Raw genomic sequence first — 25,806 nt, forward strand, 5'->3', positions numbered from 1 at the left:
GCCGCCTCTATTTCTTTTTCTCCTAGTATATACTAAGGTGTTTAATCAAAAAACCATCCAATGGAAATTGAATGGTTTTTTGATTAACTATTTATTTCTCTTGAAGACTTGGACGTTTATTATTGATTTCCAACTTTGATTTTTTCTCATTTAGACGTTCCTTAATCTCTTTAAAACTTACAAACGTCTTGTTTTCCCCATCATAAAGGCGGAATCGAAGTGATTTTAAACTTGAACTAAGGGTGATTGTCGTTGCCTGCTGCAAAGGCAGGGTGGAATCATGGACTTTTTCCAGATTATAGTTCGGCACTCTTGGACTAAGATGATGCACGTGGTGAAAACCGATATTACCAGTTACCCATTGTAAAACCTTCGGAAGTTTATAATAAGAACTTCCATCAATGGCAGCCTTCACATAATCCCATTCCGATTCCTCTTCGAAATAAGAATCTTCGAACTGATGCTGTACATAAAACAGCCAGATGCCCAGGGATCCAGTTACAAAAAGAAGCGGTACCTGAATCATCAGGAATGCCTGCCATCCGATAGCCAAGCATAACAAACCATAAATCACCACGATTGCGGCATTTGTCAAATACGTATTCATGCGTTCCTTCTTTTTTGCGCCTTTTTTATTCAGACGATTCGAAACAAGGAATAGATAGAATGGACCTAATCCAAACATGACGATTGGATTTCTATATAAACGGTAAGCCAGACGTCCCCAGAATGAAGCAGCTACATATTCATCAACGGTCATGATCCAGATATCTCCTGTACCGCGTTTGTTTAAATTACTGCTTGTTGCATGATGTATGGAATGACTATGCTTCCATTGCTCATACGGAAATAATGTGACGATTCCGCTGATTGTACCCAGGATGTTATTCGCTTTTCTGCTTTTGAAGAACGATTGATGACAGCAATCATGGAAAATGATGAAAATCCTGACTACGAATCCTGCAGCCAAAACGGCCAATGCAAGGGTCAGCCAATATGAGATGGTTAAGCTTTGATAAGCTAAAAACCATAACAGGAAAAATGGCGGAAATGTATTTATAAGCTGCTTCACACTTGATTTAGTATTGGATTTTTCAAAAGGGGCAACATCTTTTCTTAATTGTTTTTGATTACTCATGATTTCCTCCTCATAAATATTATATAGAAACATGGAGTGTTTAAATGGATTGGTTCAGCTTACATATTTCGAATACCATAATTATGCCTTGTTGGTGTTTAACATCTTACTCTCTATTTAAGTATAGGAATAATCATTGATCTTCTATAGTCATAAACGTCAATTGGCTGGCATTACAAATGTCATATACTTGTCTACTTCATCACTTTTCACACGTATTTTTTCCTTAATTATCATTTTCACCCTTAAAAAAATGATAAATTCACTCAAAGTCCCATCAATCATTCCACACATAAATCCTGATTCCAAATAAATAAGCAGTAAAATATTCGATCAAAAAAAAGATCCGCCATCTGGCGAATCCATTTATTACTTTATTGCATAAACCCGTTCAGGCCGGCCTACCGTGCCATATGTTAGATCGGCTTCGATTTTTTCCTCAGTCATCAAGTGTTCAAGATAGCGCCTTGCCGTTGTCCTGCTCACCCCGATTTCCTTTGCCACTATTTCGGCAGTTAACCCCAGGGAGGCTTTCCCCAAAACAACCATCACCTTCTCCAAAGTCATCCTATCGATTCCTTTTGGCAGTGAAGTCTGGGCCCTACCCTTGTCATTCATTTCCTTTCGCAATAGCTTATCCACCTGTTGCTGCGTCACGGGAAAATTGCCCTTTTCCAATTCAGACAATTTAATGTAATACTCTTTATATCTGCGTAAGGACTGCTTGAAACGCTCAAATGCGACAGGCTTGATAATATAATCAAATATGCCAATCTTGATGGCCTCCTGGACCTTTTCGATCTCTTTTGCCGCCGTTATCATAATGACATCCATTTGTTTGCTTTGCTGCTTAATATCTTTCAAGATATCGAGCCCATTCATATCCGGAAAATACATATCGAGCAATAATAAATCCGGCTGCATGATTTCAATGAAGCTTTTAGCCTCAACATAACTTGACGCGATCCCGATTGCTTTAAACCCCTCAATCTTTTCGATGAATAGCCTCTGTATCTCGGCAATCCGTAAGTCATCTTCTACGATTAAAACTTCTATATCGCGAATGGCTTTCATTTAATCACCCCTCTGTTTTTTGGTATGGCTATAGTAAAGATCGTATATTCCCCTTCTCTCGTCGAAAAAGTGATATATCCCCCTAATCCATCAATCGCTTCCTGAACAAGGCCCAAACCTATACCTGAATTGGTTTGATGGCTTTTCGTCGTAAAACCGTCCTGGAAAATACGTTCTGTAACTTCTGAATTCATTCCTTTACCATTATCTTCAACTTCAATGATCAACTCTTTACCCAGATCCGTCACGAACAACGATACCCTTTTTTCCTCCCTTTGATTTTCGCGTACAGCTTCGAAGGCATTATTGATAAGGTTGCCGATGATCGTCACTAATAAATCCCGATCTATTTCGGGCGGAATATCTTTAAAACTGCTTTCTCTATCAATAGTAAAATCAATTTTCAGCTCGCTGGCTAAACTTACTTTCCCTAAAATGAACCCGGCAATAATCGGATCAGGCACTTCCTTCATCAGAAAGTGAATGAAGCCTTGAGTGACATCCACTTCCTTCGATATGAAATCAATCGCTTCTTTATAGGATCCCAGTTGGATCAGGCCTAATAGAGTATAGAGCCGATTAGAATATTCATGTGTCTGGGCCCTGAGCCCTTCTGCATACGCCTTTACATGTGATAGCTCTTGAAGGAGATTGGATAGTTCCGACTTATTCCGCAAACTTGCTACAGCACCGATGACTTCACCCTGTCCATTCAAAATGGGAATCCGGCTTGCCAAAAAAATTTCACCGTCAATCATGAATTCCTGGTCATACTCGGCCTGTGCCGTGCTGACCACATCCAGCAAATGTGTATGCCTGATGACTTCTTCAATTTTTTCCCCGCGAAGCATGACGTCTTTAGGGATATCCAGGATTTTATGTGCCGTTTCATTGACGACGGTGATTTTCCCATGAACATCAATGGCGATGATGCCTTCATGAATCGTTTCCAAAATGGCATGCTTTTCTTGAAACATCCAGGCAATCTCTTTCGGCTCAAGACCCAATATCGCCTTTTTTATATTTAATGAAATGAAAAAGGCTATTAATAAACCGCCGATTAAGATAAAAGAGATGGTCCATACTATCTTTCGTTGTATTCTGGACACTTCTTTTTCAATATCATCCTGAAGGTAGCCAACAGAGACTACACCAATGACTTTTCCATTTGCCATTATCGGGGATTTCCCCCTTATGGAAGGACCCAATGTCCCAGTCGACTCCGTGATGATGGATTTCCCATTCCAAACCTCGCCGTTATCCCCCCCTACCATTTTCTTCCCGATCAAGTTTGGATCCGGATGGGACAGCCGTGTTTCATTCTCATCTCCTATTACTATGAATTCCGCATCGATCTGCCTGCGAATCTTTTCCGCGATGGGCTGAATGATTACAGAAGGATTTTCCGTCCGAAAAGCTTGTTTAATCTCAGGCAGCAAAGAAATGGTCTGGGCAACCGACAATGCTTTTTCCCCTGTTTCCTGTTTCAGGTTATTTTCTAAGATATTTATAAAAATAACTTCAAAGATTCCCCCCATTAAGATGATTAACGTACAGATGCCCAGCATCAACTTGGTGTGTAAACGCATTCAATCACCTCTTCATACATCATATAAAAAAAAACCCCTTTAAAAAAGGGGTTTTCATAACATTCAGAAAATATCAGTTAACCTTCAATATTAATGACAACATCCTTCCCCCTCTTCTTAAGTAAAACCGGAATGAGCAGCCATAACGCCGTTACAATCAGGAAGGTTAGGGAAAGCGGCCGAGTGAAAAACAAACTGTAATCCCCATCGGATATCGTCAAGGCCCTGCGCATATTATTTTCTATCATCGGTCCTAAGACCAGCCCTAATACCAATGGGGCGATAGGATAATCATTTTTACTTAAGAAATATCCCAAGACCCCGCATCCTAATAATAGCAATAAATCATAAGTCGATACTTGTACCGCATAAACGCCAAAAATGGAAATTGCGATAATGATCGGAATCAAATATTTCTTTGGCGTTTCAATGATTTTCGCAAAAACCTTAACGAGCGGGAGATTAAGGATGAGGAGCATCAGATTCCCAATGAACATACTTGCGATAAGTCCCCAAGCCACCTGAGGATGATCTTCGAATAATAATGGACCAGGCTGGACATTGTACATCATGAGTGCACCCATTAAAATGGCCGTTGTACCAGAACCTGGAATTCCCAGCGTCAATAATGGAATCATCGCTCCCCCAGACGCGGCGTTATTGGCCGTTTCAGGTCCAGCCACTCCAGCAATCGCCCCCGTGCCAAATTTCTCGGGTTTTTTTGAAATCCGTTTTTCCATAAGGTATGAGAAGAAAGAAGCAAGAGTGGCCCCTGCACCCGGCAGGATTCCTACAAAGAAACCCAAGAGCGATCCCCGGGCAATGGGACCCGCAGATTCCTTGAACTCTTCTCTGGAAGGAATCAAATTACTAATCTTCGCGATTTCCCCGTCATCCTCTTCTTTTTCTAAGATCGTCTTGAACACTTCTCCAAGGGCGAATAAACCTACTGCAATTGTCAGGAATTCAATCCCCTGATATAACCAGGGAACATCGAAAGTAAAACGAGCTATTCCTGATACATTATCAATGCCTATCGTCCCAATCAGCAAGCCGCAAACAGTCATAATTAACGCCTTTGTTACGGATTTTCCCGCGAGACCACTGACAGCCGCCAAACCTAGAATCATGAGCGAAAAATACTCAGCCGGACCGAATTTAATGGCAATCGTCGATAATGGCTGAGCTAAGGCAATCATGGCAATAAGTGTGACTATCCCTCCAACAAAGGAACCGATGGCCGAAATGGATAACGCACTCCCGGCTCTGCCCTTCTTCGCCATTTGGTAGCCATCCAATGTCGTGACGACAGAGGAAGATTCGCCCGGTGTATTCAATAGGATGGAGGTCGTCGACCCTCCATACATCGCTCCATAATAAACACCTGCAAGTAAAATGATGGCACTTGTCGCCGCCTGCTCTGGTGGAAGTCCACCTGTAATCGAGGCGGTTACCGGAATTAAAAGAGCCACACCGCTCATCGGTCCGATCCCAGGCAAAACGCCGACAGCGGTTCCGATCAATACCCCGACAAATGCAAAAAGTATGTTATACCAAATAAGTGCCGTTTCAAATCCCTGCATTAAATAAACAAAAGTGTCCACTTCCCATCCTCCTTTCTTTTATGAAAACCAGATTGGCCAACCCGGCAATGTTCCCTTTAAAACGTTCACGAATAAAAAATAGACGATTCCGGAAAATCCTGCGGAAATGATGAGCGATGTCACCCACTTATTCTGTTCCATCGTTTGAAAGCAAACAAATAAAAAGAGAAAGGTCGTAATGACATATCCTATCGTTTCCAGTGTCAAAATATAAATCAAGGTTGAAATAAAAATAATGATAAAGGGCTTATACTCCAGCTTTTCCTTACTCGACTCTTGTCTCCTGCTACGATACGCCTCATAGAACAGGCGAATGCTTAAAGCGGCAAGGACCAATCCCAATACAAAAGGGAAAATGTCCGGTCCTACCGAACTTCCATAAGAAGAACTGGATAGCTTCCTGCTACCTATCATAAACAGCACTCCGACAGCCAGAAAAGCTACGGATGCAAAGCGATCGAATTTCACGTCCATCCTTATCCCTCCATTTCAGAAAATAAGAAGAAGGTGAAAGCACCTCCTTCTTCTCCATTATTTTTCCATGCCTAAAGCTTCTAATAATTTCTGCACCTGTTTCTCCTGCTCTTCTAAAAACTTACTGAATTCTTCACTATTTTTATATTCTTGTTCCCATCCTTGAACTTCCACTTCCTTTTTCCATTCAGAGGTTTCAACTAACTTTGCAATGGATCCGTCCCAAAAGGTTTTCGCTTCCTCAGACATATTCTGAGGTCCAAAAACGCCTCTCCAAATCGTGAATTCCGCATCGACACCCTGTTCCTTTGCCGTCGGTATGTCTTTAAGATCTCCACCTAAGCGTTCAGTCGAGGTTACGGCCAACACTCTAATCTTTCCTGCTTTTAAAAATTCCCTGACACTGGATGCATCCGTTCCGATCACATCCGCATTTCCACCAAGCAACGCCGTAATCGCTTCCCCGCCACCGTCGTACGAGACGTATTTAAGTTCAGTTGGATTCAAGCCATATTCATAGGCTGGAAGAATGGAAATCAAATGATCCATGGATCCCGGAGCCGATCCCCCCGCAAAGGTTAACTTACGAGGATCTTTCTTCACCACTTCCAGCATTGATTTCAAATCCTTGAATTCAGAATCCGCCTTTACCACTATCGCTCCATAATCTTTTGTCAGCTGCGCCAATGGAGTCGTATTTTTATATCCATAAGGACTGTTTCCCTCTTTTTTAAGGTTATTGATGATGACAGGCGGTGAATTTACGAAAAGCATGTCATTATTATCTGCTTGCTGTGTCGCATAATCCGCCATGAAGACAGCACCCCCGCCACCAGGTTTGTTTTCGACGGTTAATGGCTGGTTCACCAGTTTTGTCTCCCCCAAGACCTTTGTAAATGAACGGGCCGTCAAATCCCATCCCCCACCTGCACCCGAAGGAGCAACGATCGTAATGGCCTTTTTCGGATAACCTGTACTTTCTTTCTTCTCTCCTGATGTATCCGAACTGCTGCATGCACCTAAACTTAAAGCTAGAGAACCTGCCAATATGACCGCATAAATCTTTTTACGAGAAAACATATGAATCCCCCTTTTGAAAGCGTTTTCTTAATTCTACAAAATTATCTTCCTTTTCTTTAATTATTCACCTAAAATACATAAATTTCATAATCTCCATATTGTTCATAAAGTTTTATGGGTGGACATGTGGAAAAAGACTGCCCATTGCGAGCAGCCCTGCTAGAATAGTATTTTTGATAGATATACGACCATTGTTACCGTTATACTGCTGAATAAAGTCGACATCAAGACCGCCTGTGCCGCATATTCCGGATGGTTGTCATATTCCAAAGCGAATAATGCGCTGTTTCTAGATGTTGGAAATGAACTTGCGATAAATAACCCCTGAGCGACAGTCCCTTCCAAGCCCAGCATGAGAATGATCAGGAATGCGATGGATGGCGAGAGTATTAAACGTCCAATCAAGCTAAGGATAAGCGGCAGAGGGAAATGAGTCATTTTCAAGTAGGCACTCTGTGCACCCAATGTAATCAAGGCTATGGCTATGAAAGCACTCGCGATATTATTAATCGGGGTCCATAGGAACAGAGGAATTTCAAAAGAAGTGGCCTGTAATAGTAGACCGAGTAAAAGAGCATAAATGACGGGGTTCTTCAGGAACTCGCGAATGGCACCCTTGGCACTTTTTGTATGGACGGAAACGGAATTCATCAATCCATAGGTATAGGTCAACAGGTTTTGAAAAATGATCACGATGACTTGGATCGACAGGCCAAGAGGATTTGCATGAAAAACCATCTGACTGACGGGTAACCCGAAATTGGCTGAGTTATTCAAGACCACACTATTTTTAAACGTGGCAGAGAGACTTTGATCGAACCTGGCAAGTTTAGCAATCACTGAGCTCACGATGATGAGGCTTACTGCTTGAAGAGCAAGGAAGCTGAATATCTGTACAATCATACCCCCGCCCATATTGCTTTGATATATATTGACAAAGCTAATGGCCGGCATGAGCAGGAAGTTATTCAATTTAGACAGTGTATTCAGATCCAGCTTGAATTTACGATGCATAATGGCCCCCGCCCCTATAAGGAAAAAGACCGGCACAATGACATTCAATACGATTAGAAACAGGACACTCACTTGACTTCCTCTCCATTCCTTAGGCTAATTCCTGTTGATTTACATCTCCCATCTATCATAATGCCGGGAAAGCCATAATTAAAATACCAATAAATTATCGTTAACCATTCAAAAACGGAATGGCAAAAAAGCACAGAGGTTTCTGCGCTTCTATTTAAATATCACTCATGAAATCGACATCTTTGACAAATTCGACAAACGCTTTGACCAGTTTTAATTCCAGCGACTTTTCATGATATAACATCCATGTATTCCTGATAAGTGGATTTCCTTGCTTATCCTTAAGGTCCATTTGATGGAGGCTTTGGTCATTCTCCAATAAAACACTAGGAAGGATCCCATATCCCAGTCCATTCCTGACCATTTCTTTGCATGTATCCCCTTTATCCACTTCCATACCCACCAAAGGAGGTCCTGAAAAATTGTCCCTCCACCAATTTTCGATCATTGTTTTTAAAAGGGCATCGGTCCTATAATCGATCCTCGGCAATAAGGGCAGGTCCCGAACTTCGATTTTTTCCTTAGAAGCAATACAAATCGTTTCCTCAAAAAGATGATGCCTTGATCCTGACCATTGATAGTCCCCCCGTACAATCCCGACATGCACTTCTTCCTTGTAAATGAGATTCAGTACTTCTTTACTCCAACCAGTAGTCACATGGAAATCCACTTTAGGATATCGTTCACGAAATAATCTCAACAGGCCAGGCAATTTATGCAGCGTAATATAGTTGGAAACACCCAGCCGTAATGTTCCACTGATCTCCTGACCCATATTGAATGCTGTCTCTTTTATCTGCCGGAGCCTGATCAGCATCTCATCTGCACAGATGGCCAAATATTCACCTTGAGGGGTGAACTGCACTCCCCTAGTTCCCCGCTCCACAATCTTCAGATTGAATTCCTTCTCTATTTGTTGAATCCGTTTCGTTAAAGAAGGTTGCGAGATATATAAACTTTGCGCCGTTTTAGTAATATTCCTGTGTTCATGCAACACCTTTAAAATATGCCAATCCCTTTCGTTCATAACCCTTCCTCCGATACGCTTTTCCTTGAATGTTTTATTAAAAATGTACCATAAATGGCCTTTTGGAGATATCATTTAACAAGGCTGTTTTCACATACTTTGTTGCTATTTACCAGGTAGTGAGTTGTGGTTGATTTCCCCTCCAGATGCTCGCTTTCCGCTCCAATCAACCTTAAATAGTTTCGTTTTAAAAACAACAATCTTTACGAAAAGAGCCTTTAACAAAGACAAAAAAAGCCCAAGCCATGCCGGCAAGGACTTTCCCGTAAGCATCTTTCAAGCGGAAGATGCTCAGTCATTCAATTGAATTCTTTCAGGGCATGTATAGATATTCAATGAATCATTACGAATGAACCCGACCGTCGTGAGTCCCAACCCTTCAGCCAACTCCAAAGCCAATTCAGTTGGAGCGGACTTCGAGAGGATCAGTTCACAGCCGATTTTCGCCACCTTCAAGAGAATTTCCGATGATATCCGGCCGCTGAACACGATAGCCTTCCCTCCCATCGAAATACCATTTTTCAAGCAATGGCCATATATTTTGTCCAAGGCATTATGCCGTCCGATGTCCATCCTGCTTAATACGAGGCCATCGACATCGCATAAAGCCGCATTGTGGACTCCGCCTGTGTTCTGGAAAGTGACAGCAGAATTTTGTAAATCCTTCATCAAACGGAAGCAGTCATCAGGAGTCAGCCTCACCGAAACATCATCCATTTTCTTGGCAGTCAATGCATCATTCACAAAGACGAAACCTTGTCTGCTCATTCCGCAGCATGATGTAATATACCGCTTATTTTGAAAGTCCTGGAAGTAGGGATTCACTTTATCTATCTTCACATGAACAAAACCTTCTTTTTCCTGGACCCAAATTTCTTTTATCTCATCATATTTTTTGATGATGCCTTCCGAAGCCAAATAACCAATCACCATATCCTCGATGTATTCAGGAGTACAAACCATCGTGACGAATTCCTGGCCATTTATTTTGACAGTAACGGGATACTCCGTTACGATCGTATCTTCCGTCCGCTCGATGTTGCCTTTGGTTATCCGGATGATCTTCCTCTTCATTTCAATCGCCTTCATGTTCCCACTCCTTTTACTATCCAGGAGCCAATTGACCAATATGTAAGGAACATGGTCAATGCCCGTTGAGTTTGGCCGCTATATCCTTATCAAATACGAATACGGAAATCGCTATGTTCTCTTTAATTTTGATGTCTGAAAACAAATGGACCAGTTTAGCTCCAACCAGTTCTTCCATTCCATCTGGAGGACTCTCCGAATACACATCCTGAACCATTTTGGTTCGTGCTGAATGGACCATGTCCCTTCCTTCCTCCGATCTTGATATGAACATTTCCGTAGGAGTCAAATTCCCATATAACGTAGAAACGGCCATATTTTCCACGAAAACCGTGTGTATCCGTTCTGGTCCTTTACCGAATAGTTCCTTGCGCAGCTTACGAATCATATCATTGAATTCATGGATAACTTTTGACACCGTTACGTCACTCCAATTTAAGAAAATTAAGTTCTCAATTTTCTTATCATAAATCAACGCGAAGAAAAACGAAAGGAATTTGGGAATGATACCCTCCTTCCAGGATTGTTTCTTTTTATAATTAAAGGTATAATATCAATGATGAAAGTTGGGAGCATAATAGTGTACTGTTGTGTCCCTATCTTTTTTAAAATTATCCATTATGGTATGGATTGGTATATTGGCAAGCTTTGCTATTAAACTATTCCACCATGACCTACACCACTGTTTTAGAGCCGAAGGTGTAATCATGGTGGTTTTTTGCGTCTTTTTGGCTATAAAAGGGGGAAATATAATGAGCGATTCAAACATTTCCATCAAAATCAATGGGAAGGATTATACCGCTAATGAAGGAACGACAATACTGGAGGTCATCAATCAAAATGAGATAGCTCATCCACAGATTTGTTATGTTCCCGAAGTGGCTCCGATCCAAACATGCGACACATGCATCGTCGAGGTCAATGGGAAACTCGTCAGATCATGTTCGACAAAAGCAATGAGAGGCATGGATATAGCCTTGGACTCAAGCAAGGCAAAAGAAGCCCAAACCGAGGCCATGGACCGGATCCTGGAAAACCATTCTTTATACTGTACTGTATGTGATAATAATAACGGAAATTGCAAACTACATAACACAGCAGAATTAATGGAAATTGAACACCAAAAATATCCTTACACACCGAAAGTGGAATTGGGTGCCGTCGATATGTCCCATCCATTTTACCGTTATGATGCCAATCAATGCATCGCATGCGGGCAATGTGTCGAAGTTTGCCAAAACCTTCAGGTCAATGAGACGCTCTCCATCGACTGGGAAGCAGAACGCCCTCGGGTAATTTGGGATGAAGGAACGGAAATCAATAACTCATCTTGTGTAGGTTGCGGACAGTGTGTAACCATTTGTCCATGTAATGCATTAATGGAAAAATCGATGCTGGGTGAGGCGGGTTTCATGTCTGGTTTAAAAAGCGATATGCTTGAACCAATGATTGACCTTGTCAAAGAAGTGGAACCTGGATACAGCGGGATTTTTGCCATTTCGGAGATTGAAGCGGCAATGCGTGATACACGGACGAAGAAGACAAAAACAGTCTGTACGTTCTGTGGGGTAGGATGCACTTTCGAAGTCTGGACAAAAGGCCGTAAAATCCTTAAAGTCCAACCTACTCATGAAGCACCCGTCAATGCGATATCCACATGTGTCAAAGGGAAATTCGGCTGGGACTTCGTAAACTCGGAAGAACGTTTGACAAAGCCCCTGATTCGGAAAAACGGAAGATTCGTTGAATCAAGCTGGGATGAAGCACTTGATTTGGTTGCATCCAGACTGGGTTCGATCAAACAGCAATACGGCGAAAATTCTGTAGGCTTCATTTCCTCATCCAAGATCACGAATGAAGAAAACTATGTCATTCAAAAACTGGCACGGCAAATGTTCGAAACGAACAATGTCGACAATTGCTCTCGTTACTGTCAATCCCCAGCAACTGACGGACTGTTCCGTACAGTCGGCATGGGCGGTGATGCTGGTACGATTAAAGATATCGCCGCAGCAGGTCTTGTCATCATCGTTGGGGCTAACCCGGCAGAAGGCCATCCCGTACTGGCGACACGCGTTAAACGGGCACACAAGCTTCACGGACAAAAACTGATCGTAGCTGACATCCGCAAAAATGAAATGGCCGAGCGTTCCGACATCCATATCAGTCCAAAACAAGGAACAGACCAGGTTTGGTTGATGGCGGTTACAAAATATATGATCGATCAAGGCTGGCATGATCAAGAATTCATCAATGAAAATGTTAACTTCTTCGACGATTATAAAGAAGTACTTGAAAAATATACCCTGGAATACGCAGAAACACACACAGGTATTTTAAAAGAAACATTGATCCAAATAGCCGAGACAATTCGCGATGCAGACGGAACATGCATTCTCTGGGGAATGGGTGTTACACAAAACACTGGTGCTTCCGACACTTCGGCTGCAATTTCCAACCTGCTATTAGCTACAGGCAACTACCGTCGCCCAGGAGCGGGAGCTTATCCGCTTCGCGGCCATAACAATGTACAGGGCGCTTGCGATATGGGCACTCTTCCAACATGGCTTCCAGGATATCAGCATGTTACCGATGACGTGGCACGTGCTAAATTCGAAAAAGCTTATGGAGTGAAAATTGATGGCAAACCAGGCATGAACAATATTGAAATGCTTAAAGCGATAGAAAAAGGCGATATGAAGGCCATGTATCTTGTAGGTGAAGATATGGCACTTGTCGATGCGGATGCAAACCATGTTGATAAAGTGTTATCCGGGTTGGATTTCTTTGTTGTCCAGGATATTTTCCTTTCAAGGACAGCCCAATATGCTGACGTGGTATTACCCGGAGCTCCATCTCTTGAAAAAGACGGAACGTTCACCAATACAGAGCGCCGTGTACAGCGTTTATATAAAGCCCTTCCCACTATGGGAGATTCTAAAGCGGACTGGGAGATCACTCAAGAGATCGCCAACCGCTTAGGAGCGAATTGGAACTACACCCATCCTAGTGAAATCTATGATGAAATGGCCAGCCTGTCACCGATATTCAGCCAAGCGAATTACGATGTGCTGGAAGGCTGGAACAGCTTCCTATGGGGAAGCCATGATGGATCAAACACGCCGCTTCTTTATGTGGATGGCTTCAACTTCCCTGATAAGAAAGCACGCTTTGCACTGGCTGACTGGGTAGAACCTCATAAATTCCCAGCAGAATATGACCTTCATATCAATAATGGACGCATCCTGGAGCATTTCCATGAAGGAAATATGACGAACAAATCCAATGGAATCCAATCAAAGGTACCTGATATTTTCGTTGAGGTTTCACCAGAACTTGCAAAAGAACGTAAAGTCAGTGATGGCGGACTCGTTCGCTTAGTGTCACCATTCGGGGCCGTTAAATTAAAAGTCCTGATCACAGACCGAGTAAAAAATAATGAGCTATTTTTACCGATGAACTCAGTCGATAAAGATTCAGCCATTAACTTCCTGACTGGTCCTATCTATGATCAACGCACAAGCACACCCGCTTACAAACAAACGATGGTCCGCATGGAAGTATTAAATGCAAGCGGAGACATCCCATTACCGGGCACCAATCCGCGAAATAAAAAACGTCACCCTCAAAATGGTGTCGAGGTTGAACGTAAGTGGGCCCGTCCAGGCTATGTTCACTTAACGGATAAATAAACAAGGAGGGCGATGATCATGGCAGCTCCAATTACGGAAATCCATAATCCCATTACTGAGGAAGAAAAAAAGCTACAAAAATTAGAAGAACTGAAAACGCTGATCACCGATAATGAAGATGCGTTAATCAATATGTTTAAAATTGTCAATGAACTGAATGACTCGGGCGTATTCGAAGCTGCGACTTCCATGCTTCAAGGAAAAGAACAAATTGCGAAAATCGCTCTTCAACAAATCACAAGGCAACCTGTCACTAACCTGATCAATACCCTTATGGGGGCAACAGGAGCCTTGATGAACGCCGATGCCGCACAATCCACGAAACTGCTGAACAGTGCACTTTCAGGAATTGATGAAGGAAACAAATTCCTTCAGACCGAAAAGAAAATCGGCGTGATAGATTTAATGAAAACGTTGAATGATCCAGACATAAACCGGGCAATTGGTTTTGGCGTCCACTTCCTAAAGGGAATGGGCAAGGAATTGAAGGAATAAGATCGGAACAAAGACTTAAGAGAAGTTCATGCTTCTTTTGAGTCTTTTTTTATCATGTTTTACGATATGAATAATGCAAAATCAAGTATAGTTTAGACAATTAGCCTCCTGAGGGCCTGATCACCTAGATATCACTCATCAAAAAAAAGGCTGTACACCTTCCCCTTATTCGCACCACGGCTTGTCAGATTCAATGATTGCAAAATCCGTGTTGCACTGGATGAAGAGGAAATATTTAAAAAGTCCCTCAACTGCCGATTCGTTATCGTCGAGCCTACTAGATAAAAATAATCTCGTAAAGCCGGAATATGTGCTTTTTTACTGGATAATTGGCATTGAGGGCAAATCCACATGCCATGCCTTCTAAATACCTGATTGCCCTTGCAACTCTCACATATCACTCCTTTTATTAGGTCCTTTTCGGTAAGGGTGTATCGTTCCAGAATGGAAAAGTCCGCATCGATATGGTGTTTATTCATTACGCGAACTGCTTTTTTCAAATCTTTTTCACTAAAACAGGAGTCTGTTATGGAATGGTCCATTTGATCAATTTTAGCGGGAAGTGCATCGCGATGGATAACTTTATAGTGGAGTTTATGGTTTCCAGGAGCTGTACGGATGATTGTTTGGGGATTACTGATGACAATTAAAGAAAGGATGGGAAGTGAGGGAAAACCATTTTTCAAGAACCAATTGGTTAACTGTGATTCTTGACGGCTGACTTGTATGATGGGATCTGGAAATGCCGTCTCTTTGCCTTCTATCGTTCGAATGAGCTGGTTGAAATGCGGATCAAAATAGATTGCCCCTGAAATGTTCTTCACTTCAATAATAAGCGCATATTTCTTGGAGATTAATAAGGTATCAAGTTGAAAAAATCGGGATTGATCCTGCAGCCTTAAATCGTGGAAGATGTAATAGCTTTTCGGTTCAAGAAAGCCTAATGAAAAATCAATGGAACATTCTCCTTTATGGCCCGCTTCCCTTTTTTTGAGATCGTTCATTATTATAGGGAGTTTAGGGTGATTCGGAGGAAGCCTGTACGCTAATGCACGTAATTTGCGGATGGCAAGAGGAACTTTTCGCTTTTTTACAATCAATTTCATCACTCCAATCTTGGTTTCTCCCAAAGGATTCTATAGAAGTAGGAAATATCCCTTTAAATGATAGCGATTGTACAAATTATCTGCGAAATCGGGAATATATCTTCGAAAATGGAGATATATCTGCGAAAACTCCTGATTTATCTGCGAATTATACGATTTATCGATTTTTCGACAAAAACAACTAAAAAGAAGACAAATAAAAAACCACCAATATATGTATTGGTGGAGACGGTGGGAGTCGAACCCACGTCCAGACATAACGGCACTTAAGCTTCTACGAGTGTAGTCGATATATTCGCATTTCGCGAACTCATTAGCCTATCGACAGGCGGCAGAGCAGCTAGTCTGATTGGTCTCTTCCTTCATCCTCAGACGGTGGATTCCGGCGTATCCCACTTAGAGTGAGTCCCTTACCCTACCACGTGGGCCATGGAGGGAGGAACAGCTATCGACTGTTATTAAGCAGCGAAAGCTAGGTTGTTGTTTTGTTTGCCAGTTATAGGCGTTGACGTTTTAACGAGGCCGATCCCCTCGACTCGCAACTTAAGCTCGAACTATCCCTGTCGAATCCGTAACGTCCCCATGATAGAAATGGAGCGTACGAGAGAAGAATAGTCAGCAAGTTGGCTGATATTCAATTGTCATCGGTACAGGATTAATTATAACAGATTGGTTCAAAAAAGCAATTGTAAGGTCTTGGCAGTTCTACATCTTCTGCCGATCACGGAAAGCACGTTCAATATCGCGTTTCGCTTCCTTCTTCTTCAGGTCATCACGCTTGTCATATTGCTTCTTCCCTTTTCCAAGTCCGATTAAAACTTTGGCAAAGCCATTCTTTAAATACATTTTCAACGGGACGATGGTGTAACCTGTTTCCTTTGTTTCACCGATCAGTTTACTGATTTCTTTCTTATGCAAAAGAAGCTTTCGTGTCCGCAACGGGTCATGGTTAAACTGGTTTCCCTGCTCATATGGACTGACATGCATATTATGAAGATAGATTTCACCATTTTCTATTTTAGCAAAGGCATCCTTCAAATTCACTCGGGCCGCACGGATTGCCTTGATTTCCGTCCCTTTCAAAACGATACCTGCTTCAAACGTTTGTTCAATAAAGAAATCATGATAAGCTTTTTTATTTTGTGCTAGTTGTTTACCTGAGCCTTTTGGCATCTAACTCTCCCCTTTTTTACATCCAATCGCGGCGAGAGGATGAAATGATCATCCCCCCGCCTCAATCTTTATCTCTTTTTTGGTTTTCTCTTGCGCTTGGCAGCTGGCGCATTTTCAAAGAACTTTTTCTTCTTTTTCGGTTTTCTCTCAGAGGAAGGCGAATCTCCATTACGGCTGCCTCCGCGGCCGCCGCCTTTACCTTCGTTACGTCCCCCATTGCCACCGCGGCCCCGTTTGCGTTCACCTGAATTGGCTTTGAATATTTTCTTCTCGCCAGATGGACGCGGGCGGCTTACCTTCATGCCGATAATTTCAAAATCGATGGCGCGTTCCTCTTTATTGACGTTGGAAACACGTACGTCGATCTCATCGCCAATCCGGAACACATTACCGGTACGCTCCCCGATCATTGCAAGCTGACGCTCATCGAAGCGGTAATAATCATCCGTCATAAAGCTGACATGGACAAGTCCTTCAATGGTGTTCGGCAACTCGACGAACATCCCGAAATTCGTAACCGAACCAATGATACCGGTATATTCTTCGCCGATTTTATCAAGCATATATTCTGCTTTCTTCAAATCATCCGTTTCCCGTTCAGCATCGACTGAGCGACGTTCACGTTTCGATGTATGATCGGCAATTTCAGGTAAAATGGCATTCCATTTCTCCTTCGTAGCTTCATCGAGTTTACCTTCCACCAAGTAGGTCCTGATCAACCTGTGCACGATCAAATCCGGGTAACGGCGAATCGGTGATGTGAAATGTGTATAAAACTCAGCTGATAAACCAAAGTGACCTAAGCTCTCGGGGTCATATTTGGCTTGTTGCATGGAACGAAGCATGACTGTGGATATGACCGTTTCTTCCGGTTTACCTGCAACCGCCTCAATGATTTCCTGTAACGCTTTAGGATGAACGTCATTGGCCGACCCCCGTACAATATATCCGAAGTTCGTAATGAATTCAAAGAAACGCTGCAGTTTTTCCGGCTTGGGATCTTCATGAATACGGTAAATGAACGGAACGTCAAGACGGTTGAAATGCTCAGCAACGGTTTCGTTGGCCGCAAGCATGAACTCTTCAATCAGCTTTTCCGCAACCGACCTTTCACGTAAAACCACATCAGTCGGATGTCCCTCTTCATCAACGATAACTCTCGCTTCATTGAAATCAAAGTCGATTGCACCGCGGTTCATCCGATTTTTACGAAGGATGGCCGCCAACTTCTCCATGTCCTGGAACATCGGAACCAAAGCTTCATAGCGTTCGAGTTGTTCTTCATCCTTATCCACAAGGATTTTGTTCACATTGCCATATGTCATACGTTCAGTCGTCTTAATGACACTTTCGAAAATCTCATGGTTGACAACTTCACCATTTGGTGTGATTTCCATTTCACAAGAAAGTGTAAAACGGTCGACTTGTGGGTTCAAGGAACAAATGCCATTCGATAAACGATGCGGGATCATCGGGATGACCCTATCAACCAAATAAACGCTCGTCCCTCTTTCTAAGGCTTCCTTATCAATTGGCGAACCTTCCGTCACATAATGGCTGACATCAGCAATATGGACACCAAGCTTATAATTGCCATTTTCAAGTTTAGAAACAGTGACGGCATCATCCAGGTCCTTGGCATCCGCTCCATCAATCGTGACCAAAACATCATTCCGCAAATCCCTGCGACTGCCAATTTCACTTTCTTGAATGGTATCCGAAACGGCATTGGCTTGCTCCATGACGTCATCCGGGAACTCCATCGGCAAACCATATTTATGGATCACTGAAAGAATATCTACACCAGGGTCATTCTTATGCCCAAGAATTTCAATGACTTCGCCTTCTGCACTTACACGTCCTTCAGGATAAGAAGTCAGCTTGACGACAACCTTATGTCCCTCTACCGCTCCATGGGAAGCATGCTGTGGAATGAAGATATCGTTTGCAATCTTTTTATCATCAGGGATGACGAAACCAAAACTTTTACTTTCCGAGTATGTACCGACCACTTGTGTAATGCCGCGTTCAAGTATTCTGATGACCGTGCCTTCTTGTCTTGAGCCGGATGTTTCCGAAGATACTCGTACCATGACGACATCTCCATGCATCGCTGTACCCGTTTCATTTGGCGGAATGAAAATATCATCCATACCTGGGTTATCTTCAGGTGTCACAAAAGCGAATCCCTTTGCATGGCCCGTTAATTTACCGCGGAACAAATTCATTTTTTGCGGCAGGCCGTAACGATTGCTTCTCGTTCTGACCACCAATCCCTTTTCTTCCATCTTAACTAAAGCCTTAACGAAATTCTTGAAATCTGCCGAGTCTTCGATTTTCAAAGCCTCTTCCAGTTCTTGTACGGTTAACGGCTTATATGCTTCATCCGTCATGTACGTCAGCAGCTTATTAATATGTTCTTGAATGTTATCTTCCATGAAAACCCTCCTATTCAGGGTATGATAATTTTGTTATTCGGACCAATCCAGACTTTCTAAAAATTCAAATACATCTTCATGCAATTGGTTTCGTTCTTTATCAAGAGTTATGACATGACCGGATTCTTCATACCACTTGATTTGTTTGACAGGTGATTCAATGGCATCAATAATAATATCGGCACTTTTGGGATTGATAACATCATCATGCCGGCCCTGCACGACAAATGTCGGCGCGTAAATAAGGTCGACGTGCTCTCGTACATCCGTTATCAATTCCTGAAGGGCTTTCAATGTATTCATGGGCTTATCGGCAAGAAGGTCCATTTCAAGCTCTATTTGCTCTTGAGTTTTCCCTTCGTACTTCTTAAATTCTCTAGCGTACTCCAATACTCCTTTATACATCATTTCTTCACTTTTGATATACATAGGCGCACACATTGTTACGATACCCTTTATAGGTACAGTGTAACCTAATTTCAGAGAAAATACGCCTCCTAATGAGAGTCCGGCAACAGCAATTTCTTCATGGCCTTCGCTTTTAAGAAAATCGTAGGCCATCATGACATCTTTCCACCAATCTGTTGGCCCCGTTTTCACTAACTCCTCTGGCGGAACGCCATGTCCTTTATAATGCGGGGCATGGCAGGTGTATCCCTGTTTCTCCAAGTAACGGCCAAGCATCCGCACATCTGCGGAATTCCCCGTAAATCCATGTAAAAGTAAAACAGCTCTTTTTCCGCCTTTAAAAGTAAAGGGCTGCTGCAGCTTGATTTTCATGATTTTAAACTCCTTTATCGGTAAATAGAATTCCCTATCCTATAATTAAGTACTAAAATCACTATATCTATTCATGCGACTATTGTGCAAAGAAAAAAGCCTAGCTATTTAGCTAGACTCATTTTTGATCCATTACACATCAAAGAATGCAACAAGTAAAGTTAAAGCAAAGAATAAAATGGCCAATACTACCGTTGCCCGATGTAAAACTAGGTCCAAACCGCGTGCCTTTTGCTTTCCGAATAGCTGCTCGGCACCGCCGGCAATCGCACCTGATAAACCTGCACTTTTACCTGATTGAAGCAATACCGTCACAATGAGGGCGATACTGACAATCACTAAAAGCGTTATGAGAAATGCATGCATGCAATTACACCTCCTGAAGAACCAATAAACAATTACTTTAACTTTACCACACCCACTAAATATCCACAATCTTTGTTATACTATAATGGTAAGAATTCCTAAATCCATGGTCGTTTATTTTCTTTTTGAAACAAAGTTTGAGATAATTTGCATAAAGAGAAAGAGGTGTCACCATGTTTAAGTCCATACTTCGGATTCTTGATCTCCTGACCATCCTATTCTCGGCGTTTGCCGGTTATTCTTTATGGACAGGCGGAAGCAATCTTATAAGTGTCCTATTAATCATCCTATCACCGCTTCTATTGCTGCTGGCAAAGTATCACGGAAATCGATACTTATTATTTGCTGCATATATCACGACAACCGTTTATTTTACTGCTATTATTTATAATGGACTTTCCAATAGCAGTATCGACTTTTTCCAATCAAGCTTCCATGTCCTCCTGATCGGGGCAGCAGCCGTCTTGCTGAGCATCATAGCAGCATTGATCGGGTTTGGGACCAATACCCTTACGATCCTTTGGTTATCGCTGCACGGCCTTGTCACATTCGAGACAATCAGGATGTCATCTGGTTTCCTTTCGCACTTTTGGTCTGATCCCGTCGTGCAAACCGCAATCCGTAATGATTATCCTTTTTTGTTGATGGTGGTCTGGATTGGCTTATTTCTTGATAAATATCAAAGTGAATTAACAAGGGATTACTTATCACGATAATCTTTCAAAACTATTTCTATTGGAAATCTTATATTAAAAGCAAGGGGCCTTTCATATGTTAAAACCTATATTTGCAGCAACCGCTCTATCATCTTTCATTCTGATGGCTGGCTGTTCATTCGACCTGACCAGCGATGATAAAAAAGAGCCAAAAGAAGAACAACCGAGCTCCCAGGATAAGGAGACAGAAACTGATAAGAATAATGATTCAAATGAATCGGCCCAACGCCAGGTGGAAGTTGATGAAACGGTTAAACCCGCACAGGCTGGCCTTCAGACATTAGCCAACCCGGAAAGCATACCTGTACTTGTCAATAAACAATACAGCCTGCCGGAAGATTACAAACCTGAGGACCTTATCTACCCAAAAGTGGATTTCATCTTTCAAGATAAAATTGAAAAAAGAATGATGCGCAAAGAAGCGGGAAAGGCTCTTGAAAAATTGTTCCAGGCTGCCGAAAAAGAAAACATGCACTTTGCCGGTGTTTCCGCATACCGTTCACATCAAACACAAATCGCGGTCTTTAATAACTATGTGGCTAAGGACGGGGAAGAAAAAGCTAGGACCTACAGTGCAATGCCTGGGACAAGCGAGCATGAAACGGGTCTCGCGATTGATGTTACGACCCACGACGGCGCATGTGCTGCCCAAGACTGCTTCGGTGACACGAATGAAGCGACCTGGCTTGCCGAGCATGCCCATGAATACGGATTTATCATCCGCTATCCAGAAGGCAAGGAAAACATCACAGGCTATAAATACGAACCATGGCACATCCGCTATGTTGGTGTCGAAGCCGCAACTGAAATTTTCGAAACGAAGAGTACATTGGAAGAATACTATAATGCCGTGCCAGTGAAAGCTGTATCGAATAAATAAGAAAAGGTGCCCATATGCGGCACCTTTTTTTGTCTTGGATTTTATTAATCAAACGTTTGATTAAATGGGCTTGAATCCAGCTGGAATCATGCCTAAGCTGTAACAAGCCCATCTTAATGAAGCATTGACTTTAAGGTTTGATAACCGTTCGAAATGAACCGGAGGCGACTGTACTTTCATAGTCACTTTCGCTGACTTCATAAGGTTTTGGTAACAAATAGGACTGTCCCATATTGAATGCACACTCCCCCCCATAAACATAAAAAAACCTCCTATTCAAATGCGGATTGCCACATTGAATAGGAGGTTAAAAGAAATTATTATAATGAATCCATCCGCTTCTCGTCAGAAGCGGAATTCAAGATAATTACTTCTTCAAGTTATAGAAAGATTTCAAGCCGCCATATACAGCCAAGTCACCAAGCTGGTCTTCGATGCGAAGAAGTTGGTTGTATTTAGCGATACGGTCTGTACGGGACATGGAACCCGTTTTGATTTGGCCTGCGTTTGTTGCAACGGCGATGTCAGCGATTGTTGCATCTTCCGTTTCACCTGAACGGTGGGAAACGACTGCAGTGTAGCCTGCGCGCTTCGCCATTTCGATTGCATCAAACGTTTCAGTAAGTGTACCAATTTGGTTCACTTTGATTAGGATCGAGTTACCGATGCCTTTTTCGATGCCTTCAGCCAATTTTTTCGTGTTCGTTACGAATAAATCGTCACCCACTAATTGAACTTTAGAACCAATGCGTTCAGTTAGAAGTTTGTGGCCATCCCAGTCATTTTCATCCAAGCCGTCTTCGATGGAAAGAATCGGGAACTCATTCACTAGCTCTTCATAGAAAGCAACCATTTCTTCGGATGTAACGCCATTGCGGCCTTCGCCTGCAAGATCATATTTGCCTGTTTCTTTGTTATAGAATTCAGATGAAGCTACGTCCATACCAAGGTAGATATCTTCGCCTGCTTTATAGCCTGCTTTTTCAATTGCCTCGATGATGACTTGTAGCGCTTCACGGTTTGATCCAAGGTTTGGAGCAAAGCCGCCTTCATCGCCAACAGCCGTATTCAAGCCTTTAGCAGAAAGGACTGATTTCAATGCATGAAATACTTCAGCACCCATACGAACGGCTTCTTTGAAGCTAGGGGCACCTACAGGAAGGATCATGAATTCCTGGAAGTCAACATTGTTATCGGCATGTGATCCGCCGTTAATGATGTTCATCATTGGAGTCGGAAGTTGTTTCGCATTGAATCCTCCAAGATAACGATACAATGGTAAACCTGAAAATTCAGCAGCGGCATGGGCAGCAGCCATTGATACACCAAGAATTGCATTAGCTCCCAAGTTTCCTTTGTTTTCAGTACCATCCAATTCAATCATAGTAAGGTCAAGGCCTGCTTGGTTCGTTACATCCAAACCAATGACAGCGTCAGCAATGATTTCATTTACATTATCAACTGCTTTTTGTACCCCTTTACCCAGGTAACGAGATTTATCTCCGTCACGAAGCTCAACCGCTTCGTGTTCTCCTGTGGAAGCACCTGATGGTACGATTGCACGTCCGAAATATCCGGACTCTGTTTGGATTTCTACTTCTACTGTTGGATTACCACGGGAATCAAGCACTTCGCGTGCATATACATGTTCGATGTACGGCATTATAAATCTCTCCTTTTCCAATTCACAATTTTTATTTAGATAATAGGGATTTCCCTGTCATTTCAACAGGTTTTTCGACTCCAAGCAAATCAAGCATCGTTGGAGCTAAATCACCTAGGATACCACCTGTTCTTAATGTTACCTGATTTTTAGTGATAATGACAGGCACGGGATTCGTTGTATGGGCTGTCATGGGGTCGCCTTCAAGCGTTACGACTTCATCAGCATTGCCATGATCAGCTGTAATGATTGCTGTACCGCCTTTTGAGACGATTAAATCGACGATCCTGCCTAGGCATTCATCCACGGTTTCAATCGCTTTAATGGTAGGCTCAAGCATCCCTGAATGACCAACCATGTCCGGGTTGGCGAAATTCAGAAGGATCGCATCGAAACGGTCAGCCTCAATTTGTTCCACTAATGCATCCGTCACTTCATAAGCACTCATTTCCGGTTGTAAATCATATGTAGCGACTTTCGGAGAATTAATTAAAATCCTCTCTTCACCAGGAAACTTCTCTTCACGTCCGCCGCTCATGAAAAACGTCACATGCGGGTATTTTTCAGTTTCAGCGATACGAAGCTGGGTAAGCTGGTTTTGGGAAAGTACTTCCCCTAATGTATTATCAAGATTTGTCGGCTTAAAAGCAACATATCCGTCAACTGTTTCTGAAAAATGTGTCAAGCATACAAAATGGAGGTGCAACGGATGTCCAGGACCGCGGTCAAATGAGCGAAAGTCCTCATTCGTGAACGTATTGGAAATCTGGATCGCCCGGTCTGGACGGAAGTTATAAAAGATAACGGCATCATCATCTTTAATCGTTGCCACCGGTTTACCGTCTTCCGCCGTTATGACTGAAGGTATCACGAACTCGTCAAAAATGCCATGTTCGTAGGAGTCCTCGACACATTCCATAGCTGAAGAGTAAGCAGGTCCATCACCATACACCATCGAACGGTAGGATTTCTCCACACGTTCCCACCGTTTATCACGGTCCATCGAATAATATCTTCCGGAAATGGTCGCAAACTGACCGACACCGATTTCCTTCATTTTCGCTTCCGCTTCCTTAATATAACCTTGCGCCGTTTTCGGTCCGACATCACGTCCATCTAAAAATGCATGTACATATACATTTTTAACTCCTTCTTTTGCGGCCAATTTCAGCAGGGCATACATATGTTCAATATGACTGTGTACGCCGCCATCTGAAAGAAGGCCGAAAAGGTGAAGGTCCGTGCCTTTTTTCTTGGTATGGCTCATGGCATCGACCAAAGTTGGATTTTCTGCAAACTCACCTTCACGGATTGCCAGGTTCACACGGGTAAGACTTTGATAAACGATCCGTCCTGCCCCAATATTCAAATGCCCCACTTCGGAGTTCCCCATTTGACCGGCAGGCAAACCGACAGCTTCCCCGCTTGCAGTTAAATGGGAATGCGGATACTGTTCCCAATAACGGTCAAAGTTCGGTTTTTTCGCATGAAAAACAGCATTTCCTTTTTCTTCACCACGGCAGCCAAAACCGTCTAAGATGATAAGTGCCACAGGCGACTTACTCATAGTGACCAGCCTCCAGCAATTGTAAAAAGGAATCGGTTTTCAAGCTTGCCCCGCCTACCAACGCACCGTCAATATCAGGCTGTGCCATGTACTCTTTAATATTCTCAGGTTTTACACTGCCACCGTACTGAATGCGGATGGCTGCAGCCGCTTCATTTGAAAACTTGTCAGCCACAACTGAGCGAATATGTGCACAAACTTCATTTGCATCTTGAGCAGAAGACGATTTCCCTGTTCCAATCGCCCAAATAGGCTCATAGGCAATGACGGTTTGTTTTAATTGATCTTCAGATAATCCCGCCAAGCCATTTTCAATCTGGCTTCCAACGAAATCATTCGTTTCGCCCGCTTCCCTTTGCTCAAGTGTTTCACCGCAACAAACGATAGGGGTTAACTGATGGGCAAAAGCGGCATGCGCTTTTTTATTAACGCCTTCATCCGTTTCGTTGAACATTTCCCGGCGTTCGGAATGGCCAAGAATTACATAGGTTACACCCAGATCAGCTAAAGCGATTGGACTGATTTCTCCTGTGAAAGCACCACTTTCTTCAAAGTGCATGTTCTGCGCCCCAATTTTCACATCGGTTCCTTTTGCTGTTTTAACCAGTTGATCCAGAAACAAAGCTGGAGCACATACAACCGTATCGATTAAATCTTGCTTCGGAATCAGATTGTTCACTTCTTCTAAAAAGGCAGTCGCTTCAGATAGTGTTTTATTCATTTTCCAGTTTCCTGCAATAATCGGTTTACGCATTGGTTTCTCATCCCT

General features: G+C 42.7%; 22 protein-coding genes and 1 other RNA gene. 4 read left to right on the forward strand and 19 right to left on the reverse strand.

What is annotated here, in order from left to right; all coding sequences use genetic code 11:
* Positions 1-91 precede the first annotated feature (91 nt).
* The 10 genes from desA to ACFX4X_RS00585 all read right to left on the reverse strand — a co-directional run bounded on the left by desA (position 92) and on the right by ACFX4X_RS00585 (position 10,579).
* Complete coding sequence (gene desA / locus ACFX4X_RS00540; RefSeq protein ID WP_377380778.1) at positions 92-1,138, reverse strand: Delta(5) desaturase DesA; 1,047 nt, start codon at positions 1,136-1,138, stop codon at positions 92-94.
* A gap of 369 nt (positions 1,139-1,507) precedes the next feature.
* Positions 1,508-2,212, reverse strand: coding sequence for a response regulator (locus tag ACFX4X_RS00545; RefSeq protein ID WP_377380781.1), 705 nt, complete (start codon positions 2,210-2,212; stop codon positions 1,508-1,510).
* Positions 2,209-3,801: an ATP-binding protein gene (locus ACFX4X_RS00550; protein ID WP_377380783.1), complete on the reverse strand. Its 1,593-nt coding sequence runs from the start codon at positions 3,799-3,801 to the stop codon at positions 2,209-2,211. The genes ACFX4X_RS00545 and ACFX4X_RS00550 overlap by 4 nt, the downstream gene beginning before the upstream one ends.
* 77 nt (positions 3,802-3,878) lie before the next feature.
* Positions 3,879-5,384 (reverse strand): tripartite tricarboxylate transporter permease, encoded by a 1,506-nt coding sequence (locus ACFX4X_RS00555; RefSeq protein ID WP_375166270.1) that lies wholly within the window; start codon positions 5,382-5,384, stop codon positions 3,879-3,881.
* Positions 5,385-5,423: 39 nt separating this feature from the next.
* Positions 5,424-5,879, reverse strand: a complete 456-nt coding sequence (locus tag ACFX4X_RS00560) for a tripartite tricarboxylate transporter TctB family protein (RefSeq protein WP_284469289.1) — start codon at positions 5,877-5,879, stop codon at positions 5,424-5,426.
* Between the two features lie 57 nt (positions 5,880-5,936).
* Positions 5,937-6,959, reverse strand: coding sequence for a tripartite tricarboxylate transporter substrate binding protein (locus tag ACFX4X_RS00565; RefSeq protein WP_089361926.1), 1,023 nt, complete (start codon positions 6,957-6,959; stop codon positions 5,937-5,939).
* A 159-nt stretch (positions 6,960-7,118) separates the two neighbouring features.
* On the reverse strand, positions 7,119-8,045 hold the full coding sequence (locus tag ACFX4X_RS00570; RefSeq protein ID WP_089361927.1) for an AEC family transporter: 927 nt from the start codon (positions 8,043-8,045) through the stop codon (positions 7,119-7,121).
* 154 nt (positions 8,046-8,199) lie between these two features.
* Positions 8,200-9,072, reverse strand: a complete 873-nt coding sequence (locus ACFX4X_RS00575) for a LysR family transcriptional regulator (RefSeq protein WP_377380788.1) — start codon at positions 9,070-9,072, stop codon at positions 8,200-8,202.
* Between the two features lie 291 nt (positions 9,073-9,363).
* Positions 9,364-10,146 (reverse strand): formate dehydrogenase accessory sulfurtransferase FdhD, encoded by a 783-nt coding sequence (gene fdhD, locus ACFX4X_RS00580; protein ID WP_377381059.1) that lies wholly within the window; start codon positions 10,144-10,146, stop codon positions 9,364-9,366.
* 70 nt (positions 10,147-10,216) lie between these two features.
* Positions 10,217-10,579 carry a Na-translocating system protein MpsC family protein gene (locus ACFX4X_RS00585; RefSeq protein ID WP_061465537.1) on the reverse strand — a complete coding sequence of 121 codons (363 nt, stop codon included), beginning with the start codon at positions 10,577-10,579 and terminating at the stop codon, positions 10,217-10,219.
* Between the two features lie 334 nt (positions 10,580-10,913).
* Between ACFX4X_RS00585 and fdhF the strand changes: the two genes are divergently transcribed.
* Complete coding sequence (fdhF, locus tag ACFX4X_RS00590) at positions 10,914-13,853, forward strand: formate dehydrogenase subunit alpha (RefSeq protein ID WP_377380791.1); 2,940 nt, start codon at positions 10,914-10,916, stop codon at positions 13,851-13,853.
* Between the two features lie 18 nt (positions 13,854-13,871).
* The gene (locus ACFX4X_RS00595; RefSeq protein WP_377380794.1) at positions 13,872-14,348 is read left to right on the forward strand and encodes a helical membrane plugin domain-containing protein; all 477 of its coding nucleotides are present in this window, start codon (positions 13,872-13,874) and stop codon (positions 14,346-14,348) included.
* Positions 14,349-14,479: 131 nt separating this feature from the next.
* Here the strand turns inward: ACFX4X_RS00595 and ACFX4X_RS00600 are convergent, their stop codons facing one another.
* From ACFX4X_RS00600 to secG, 6 genes are all read right to left on the reverse strand, one after another.
* Positions 14,480-15,454, reverse strand: coding sequence for a nuclease-related domain-containing protein (locus tag ACFX4X_RS00600; protein ID WP_377380796.1), 975 nt, complete (start codon positions 15,452-15,454; stop codon positions 14,480-14,482).
* A 220-nt stretch (positions 15,455-15,674) separates the two neighbouring features.
* Positions 15,675-16,036, reverse strand: a transfer-messenger RNA (tmRNA) gene (gene ssrA, locus ACFX4X_RS00605).
* 123 nt (positions 16,037-16,159) lie between these two features.
* A complete protein-coding gene (smpB, locus tag ACFX4X_RS00610) occupies positions 16,160-16,627 on the reverse strand; it encodes an SsrA-binding protein SmpB (RefSeq protein ID WP_057912049.1) in 468 nt (155 codons plus the stop codon).
* A gap of 68 nt (positions 16,628-16,695) precedes the next feature.
* Positions 16,696-19,065, reverse strand: a complete 2,370-nt coding sequence (rnr, locus tag ACFX4X_RS00615; RefSeq protein ID WP_061465543.1) for a ribonuclease R — start codon at positions 19,063-19,065, stop codon at positions 16,696-16,698.
* Positions 19,066-19,098: 33 nt separating this feature from the next.
* Positions 19,099-19,845, reverse strand: a complete 747-nt coding sequence (locus ACFX4X_RS00620; protein ID WP_061465544.1) for an alpha/beta hydrolase — start codon at positions 19,843-19,845, stop codon at positions 19,099-19,101.
* Positions 19,846-19,977: 132 nt separating this feature from the next.
* The gene (gene secG / locus ACFX4X_RS00625; RefSeq protein ID WP_061465545.1) at positions 19,978-20,211 is read right to left on the reverse strand and encodes a preprotein translocase subunit SecG; all 234 of its coding nucleotides are present in this window, start codon (positions 20,209-20,211) and stop codon (positions 19,978-19,980) included.
* Positions 20,212-20,384: 173 nt separating this feature from the next.
* Between secG and ACFX4X_RS00630 the strand changes: the two genes are divergently transcribed.
* Entirely contained in the window at positions 20,385-20,927 is a 543-nt protein-coding gene (locus ACFX4X_RS00630; RefSeq protein WP_377380801.1) for a hypothetical protein, read from the forward strand.
* 55 nt (positions 20,928-20,982) lie between these two features.
* Positions 20,983-21,807, forward strand: a complete 825-nt coding sequence (locus ACFX4X_RS00635) for a M15 family metallopeptidase (protein WP_377380804.1) — start codon at positions 20,983-20,985, stop codon at positions 21,805-21,807.
* 367 nt (positions 21,808-22,174) lie between these two features.
* Here ACFX4X_RS00635 and eno read toward each other — a convergent pair whose 3' ends face one another.
* Genes eno through tpiA form a run of 3 tightly spaced genes read right to left on the reverse strand, consistent with a single transcriptional unit; the run spans position 22,175 to position 25,791 of the window.
* On the reverse strand, positions 22,175-23,470 hold the full coding sequence (eno, locus tag ACFX4X_RS00640; RefSeq protein WP_089361936.1) for a phosphopyruvate hydratase: 1,296 nt from the start codon (positions 23,468-23,470) through the stop codon (positions 22,175-22,177).
* 31 nt (positions 23,471-23,501) lie between these two features.
* Positions 23,502-25,037 (reverse strand): 2,3-bisphosphoglycerate-independent phosphoglycerate mutase, encoded by a 1,536-nt coding sequence (gene gpmI / locus ACFX4X_RS00645; protein ID WP_284469280.1) that lies wholly within the window; start codon positions 25,035-25,037, stop codon positions 23,502-23,504.
* Complete coding sequence (tpiA, locus tag ACFX4X_RS00650) at positions 25,030-25,791, reverse strand: triose-phosphate isomerase (RefSeq protein ID WP_377380809.1); 762 nt, start codon at positions 25,789-25,791, stop codon at positions 25,030-25,032. Before tpiA ends, gpmI begins: the two co-directional genes overlap by 8 nt.
* Positions 25,792-25,806: the final 15 nt, after the last annotated feature.

Source organism: Peribacillus sp. YIM B13481, assembly GCF_042787985.1.
Lineage (GTDB): Bacteria > Bacillota > Bacilli > Bacillales > DSM-1321 > Peribacillus > Peribacillus simplex_A.

What these genes read in the sequence shown, in the direction of transcription:
- desA (WP_377380778.1), bottom strand. Translation starts at nt 1,138, where the DNA reads ATGAGTAATCAAAAACAATTAAGAAAAGATGTTGCCCCTTTTGAAAAA.
- ACFX4X_RS00545 (WP_377380781.1), bottom strand. Translation starts at nt 2,212, where the DNA reads ATGAAAGCCATTCGCGATATAGAAGTTTTAATCGTAGAAGATGACTTA.
- ACFX4X_RS00550 (WP_377380783.1), bottom strand. Translation starts at nt 3,801, where the DNA reads ATGCGTTTACACACCAAGTTGATGCTGGGCATCTGTACGTTAATCATC.
- ACFX4X_RS00555 (WP_375166270.1), bottom strand. Translation starts at nt 5,384, where the DNA reads ATGCAGGGATTTGAAACGGCACTTATTTGGTATAACATACTTTTTGCA.
- ACFX4X_RS00560 (WP_284469289.1), bottom strand. Translation starts at nt 5,879, where the DNA reads ATGGACGTGAAATTCGATCGCTTTGCATCCGTAGCTTTTCTGGCTGTC.
- ACFX4X_RS00565 (WP_089361926.1), bottom strand. Translation starts at nt 6,959, where the DNA reads ATGTTTTCTCGTAAAAAGATTTATGCGGTCATATTGGCAGGTTCTCTA.
- ACFX4X_RS00575 (WP_377380788.1), bottom strand. Translation starts at nt 9,072, where the DNA reads ATGAACGAAAGGGATTGGCATATTTTAAAGGTGTTGCATGAACACAGG.
- fdhD (WP_377381059.1), bottom strand. Translation starts at nt 10,146, where the DNA reads ATGAAGAGGAAGATCATCCGGATAACCAAAGGCAACATCGAGCGGACG.
- fdhF (WP_377380791.1), top strand. Translation starts at nt 10,914, where the DNA reads ATGAGCGATTCAAACATTTCCATCAAAATCAATGGGAAGGATTATACC.
- ACFX4X_RS00595 (WP_377380794.1), top strand. Translation starts at nt 13,872, where the DNA reads ATGGCAGCTCCAATTACGGAAATCCATAATCCCATTACTGAGGAAGAA.
- ACFX4X_RS00600 (WP_377380796.1), bottom strand. Translation starts at nt 15,454, where the DNA reads ATGAAATTGATTGTAAAAAAGCGAAAAGTTCCTCTTGCCATCCGCAAA.
- smpB (WP_057912049.1), bottom strand. Translation starts at nt 16,627, where the DNA reads ATGCCAAAAGGCTCAGGTAAACAACTAGCACAAAATAAAAAAGCTTAT.
- rnr (WP_061465543.1), bottom strand. Translation starts at nt 19,065, where the DNA reads ATGGAAGATAACATTCAAGAACATATTAATAAGCTGCTGACGTACATG.
- ACFX4X_RS00620 (WP_061465544.1), bottom strand. Translation starts at nt 19,845, where the DNA reads ATGAAAATCAAGCTGCAGCAGCCCTTTACTTTTAAAGGCGGAAAAAGA.
- secG (WP_061465545.1), bottom strand. Translation starts at nt 20,211, where the DNA reads ATGCATGCATTTCTCATAACGCTTTTAGTGATTGTCAGTATCGCCCTC.
- ACFX4X_RS00630 (WP_377380801.1), top strand. Translation starts at nt 20,385, where the DNA reads ATGTTTAAGTCCATACTTCGGATTCTTGATCTCCTGACCATCCTATTC.
- ACFX4X_RS00635 (WP_377380804.1), top strand. Translation starts at nt 20,983, where the DNA reads ATGTTAAAACCTATATTTGCAGCAACCGCTCTATCATCTTTCATTCTG.
- eno (WP_089361936.1), bottom strand. Translation starts at nt 23,470, where the DNA reads ATGCCGTACATCGAACATGTATATGCACGCGAAGTGCTTGATTCCCGT.
- gpmI (WP_284469280.1), bottom strand. Translation starts at nt 25,037, where the DNA reads ATGAGTAAGTCGCCTGTGGCACTTATCATCTTAGACGGTTTTGGCTGC.
- tpiA (WP_377380809.1), bottom strand. Translation starts at nt 25,791, where the DNA reads ATGCGTAAACCGATTATTGCAGGAAACTGGAAAATGAATAAAACACTA.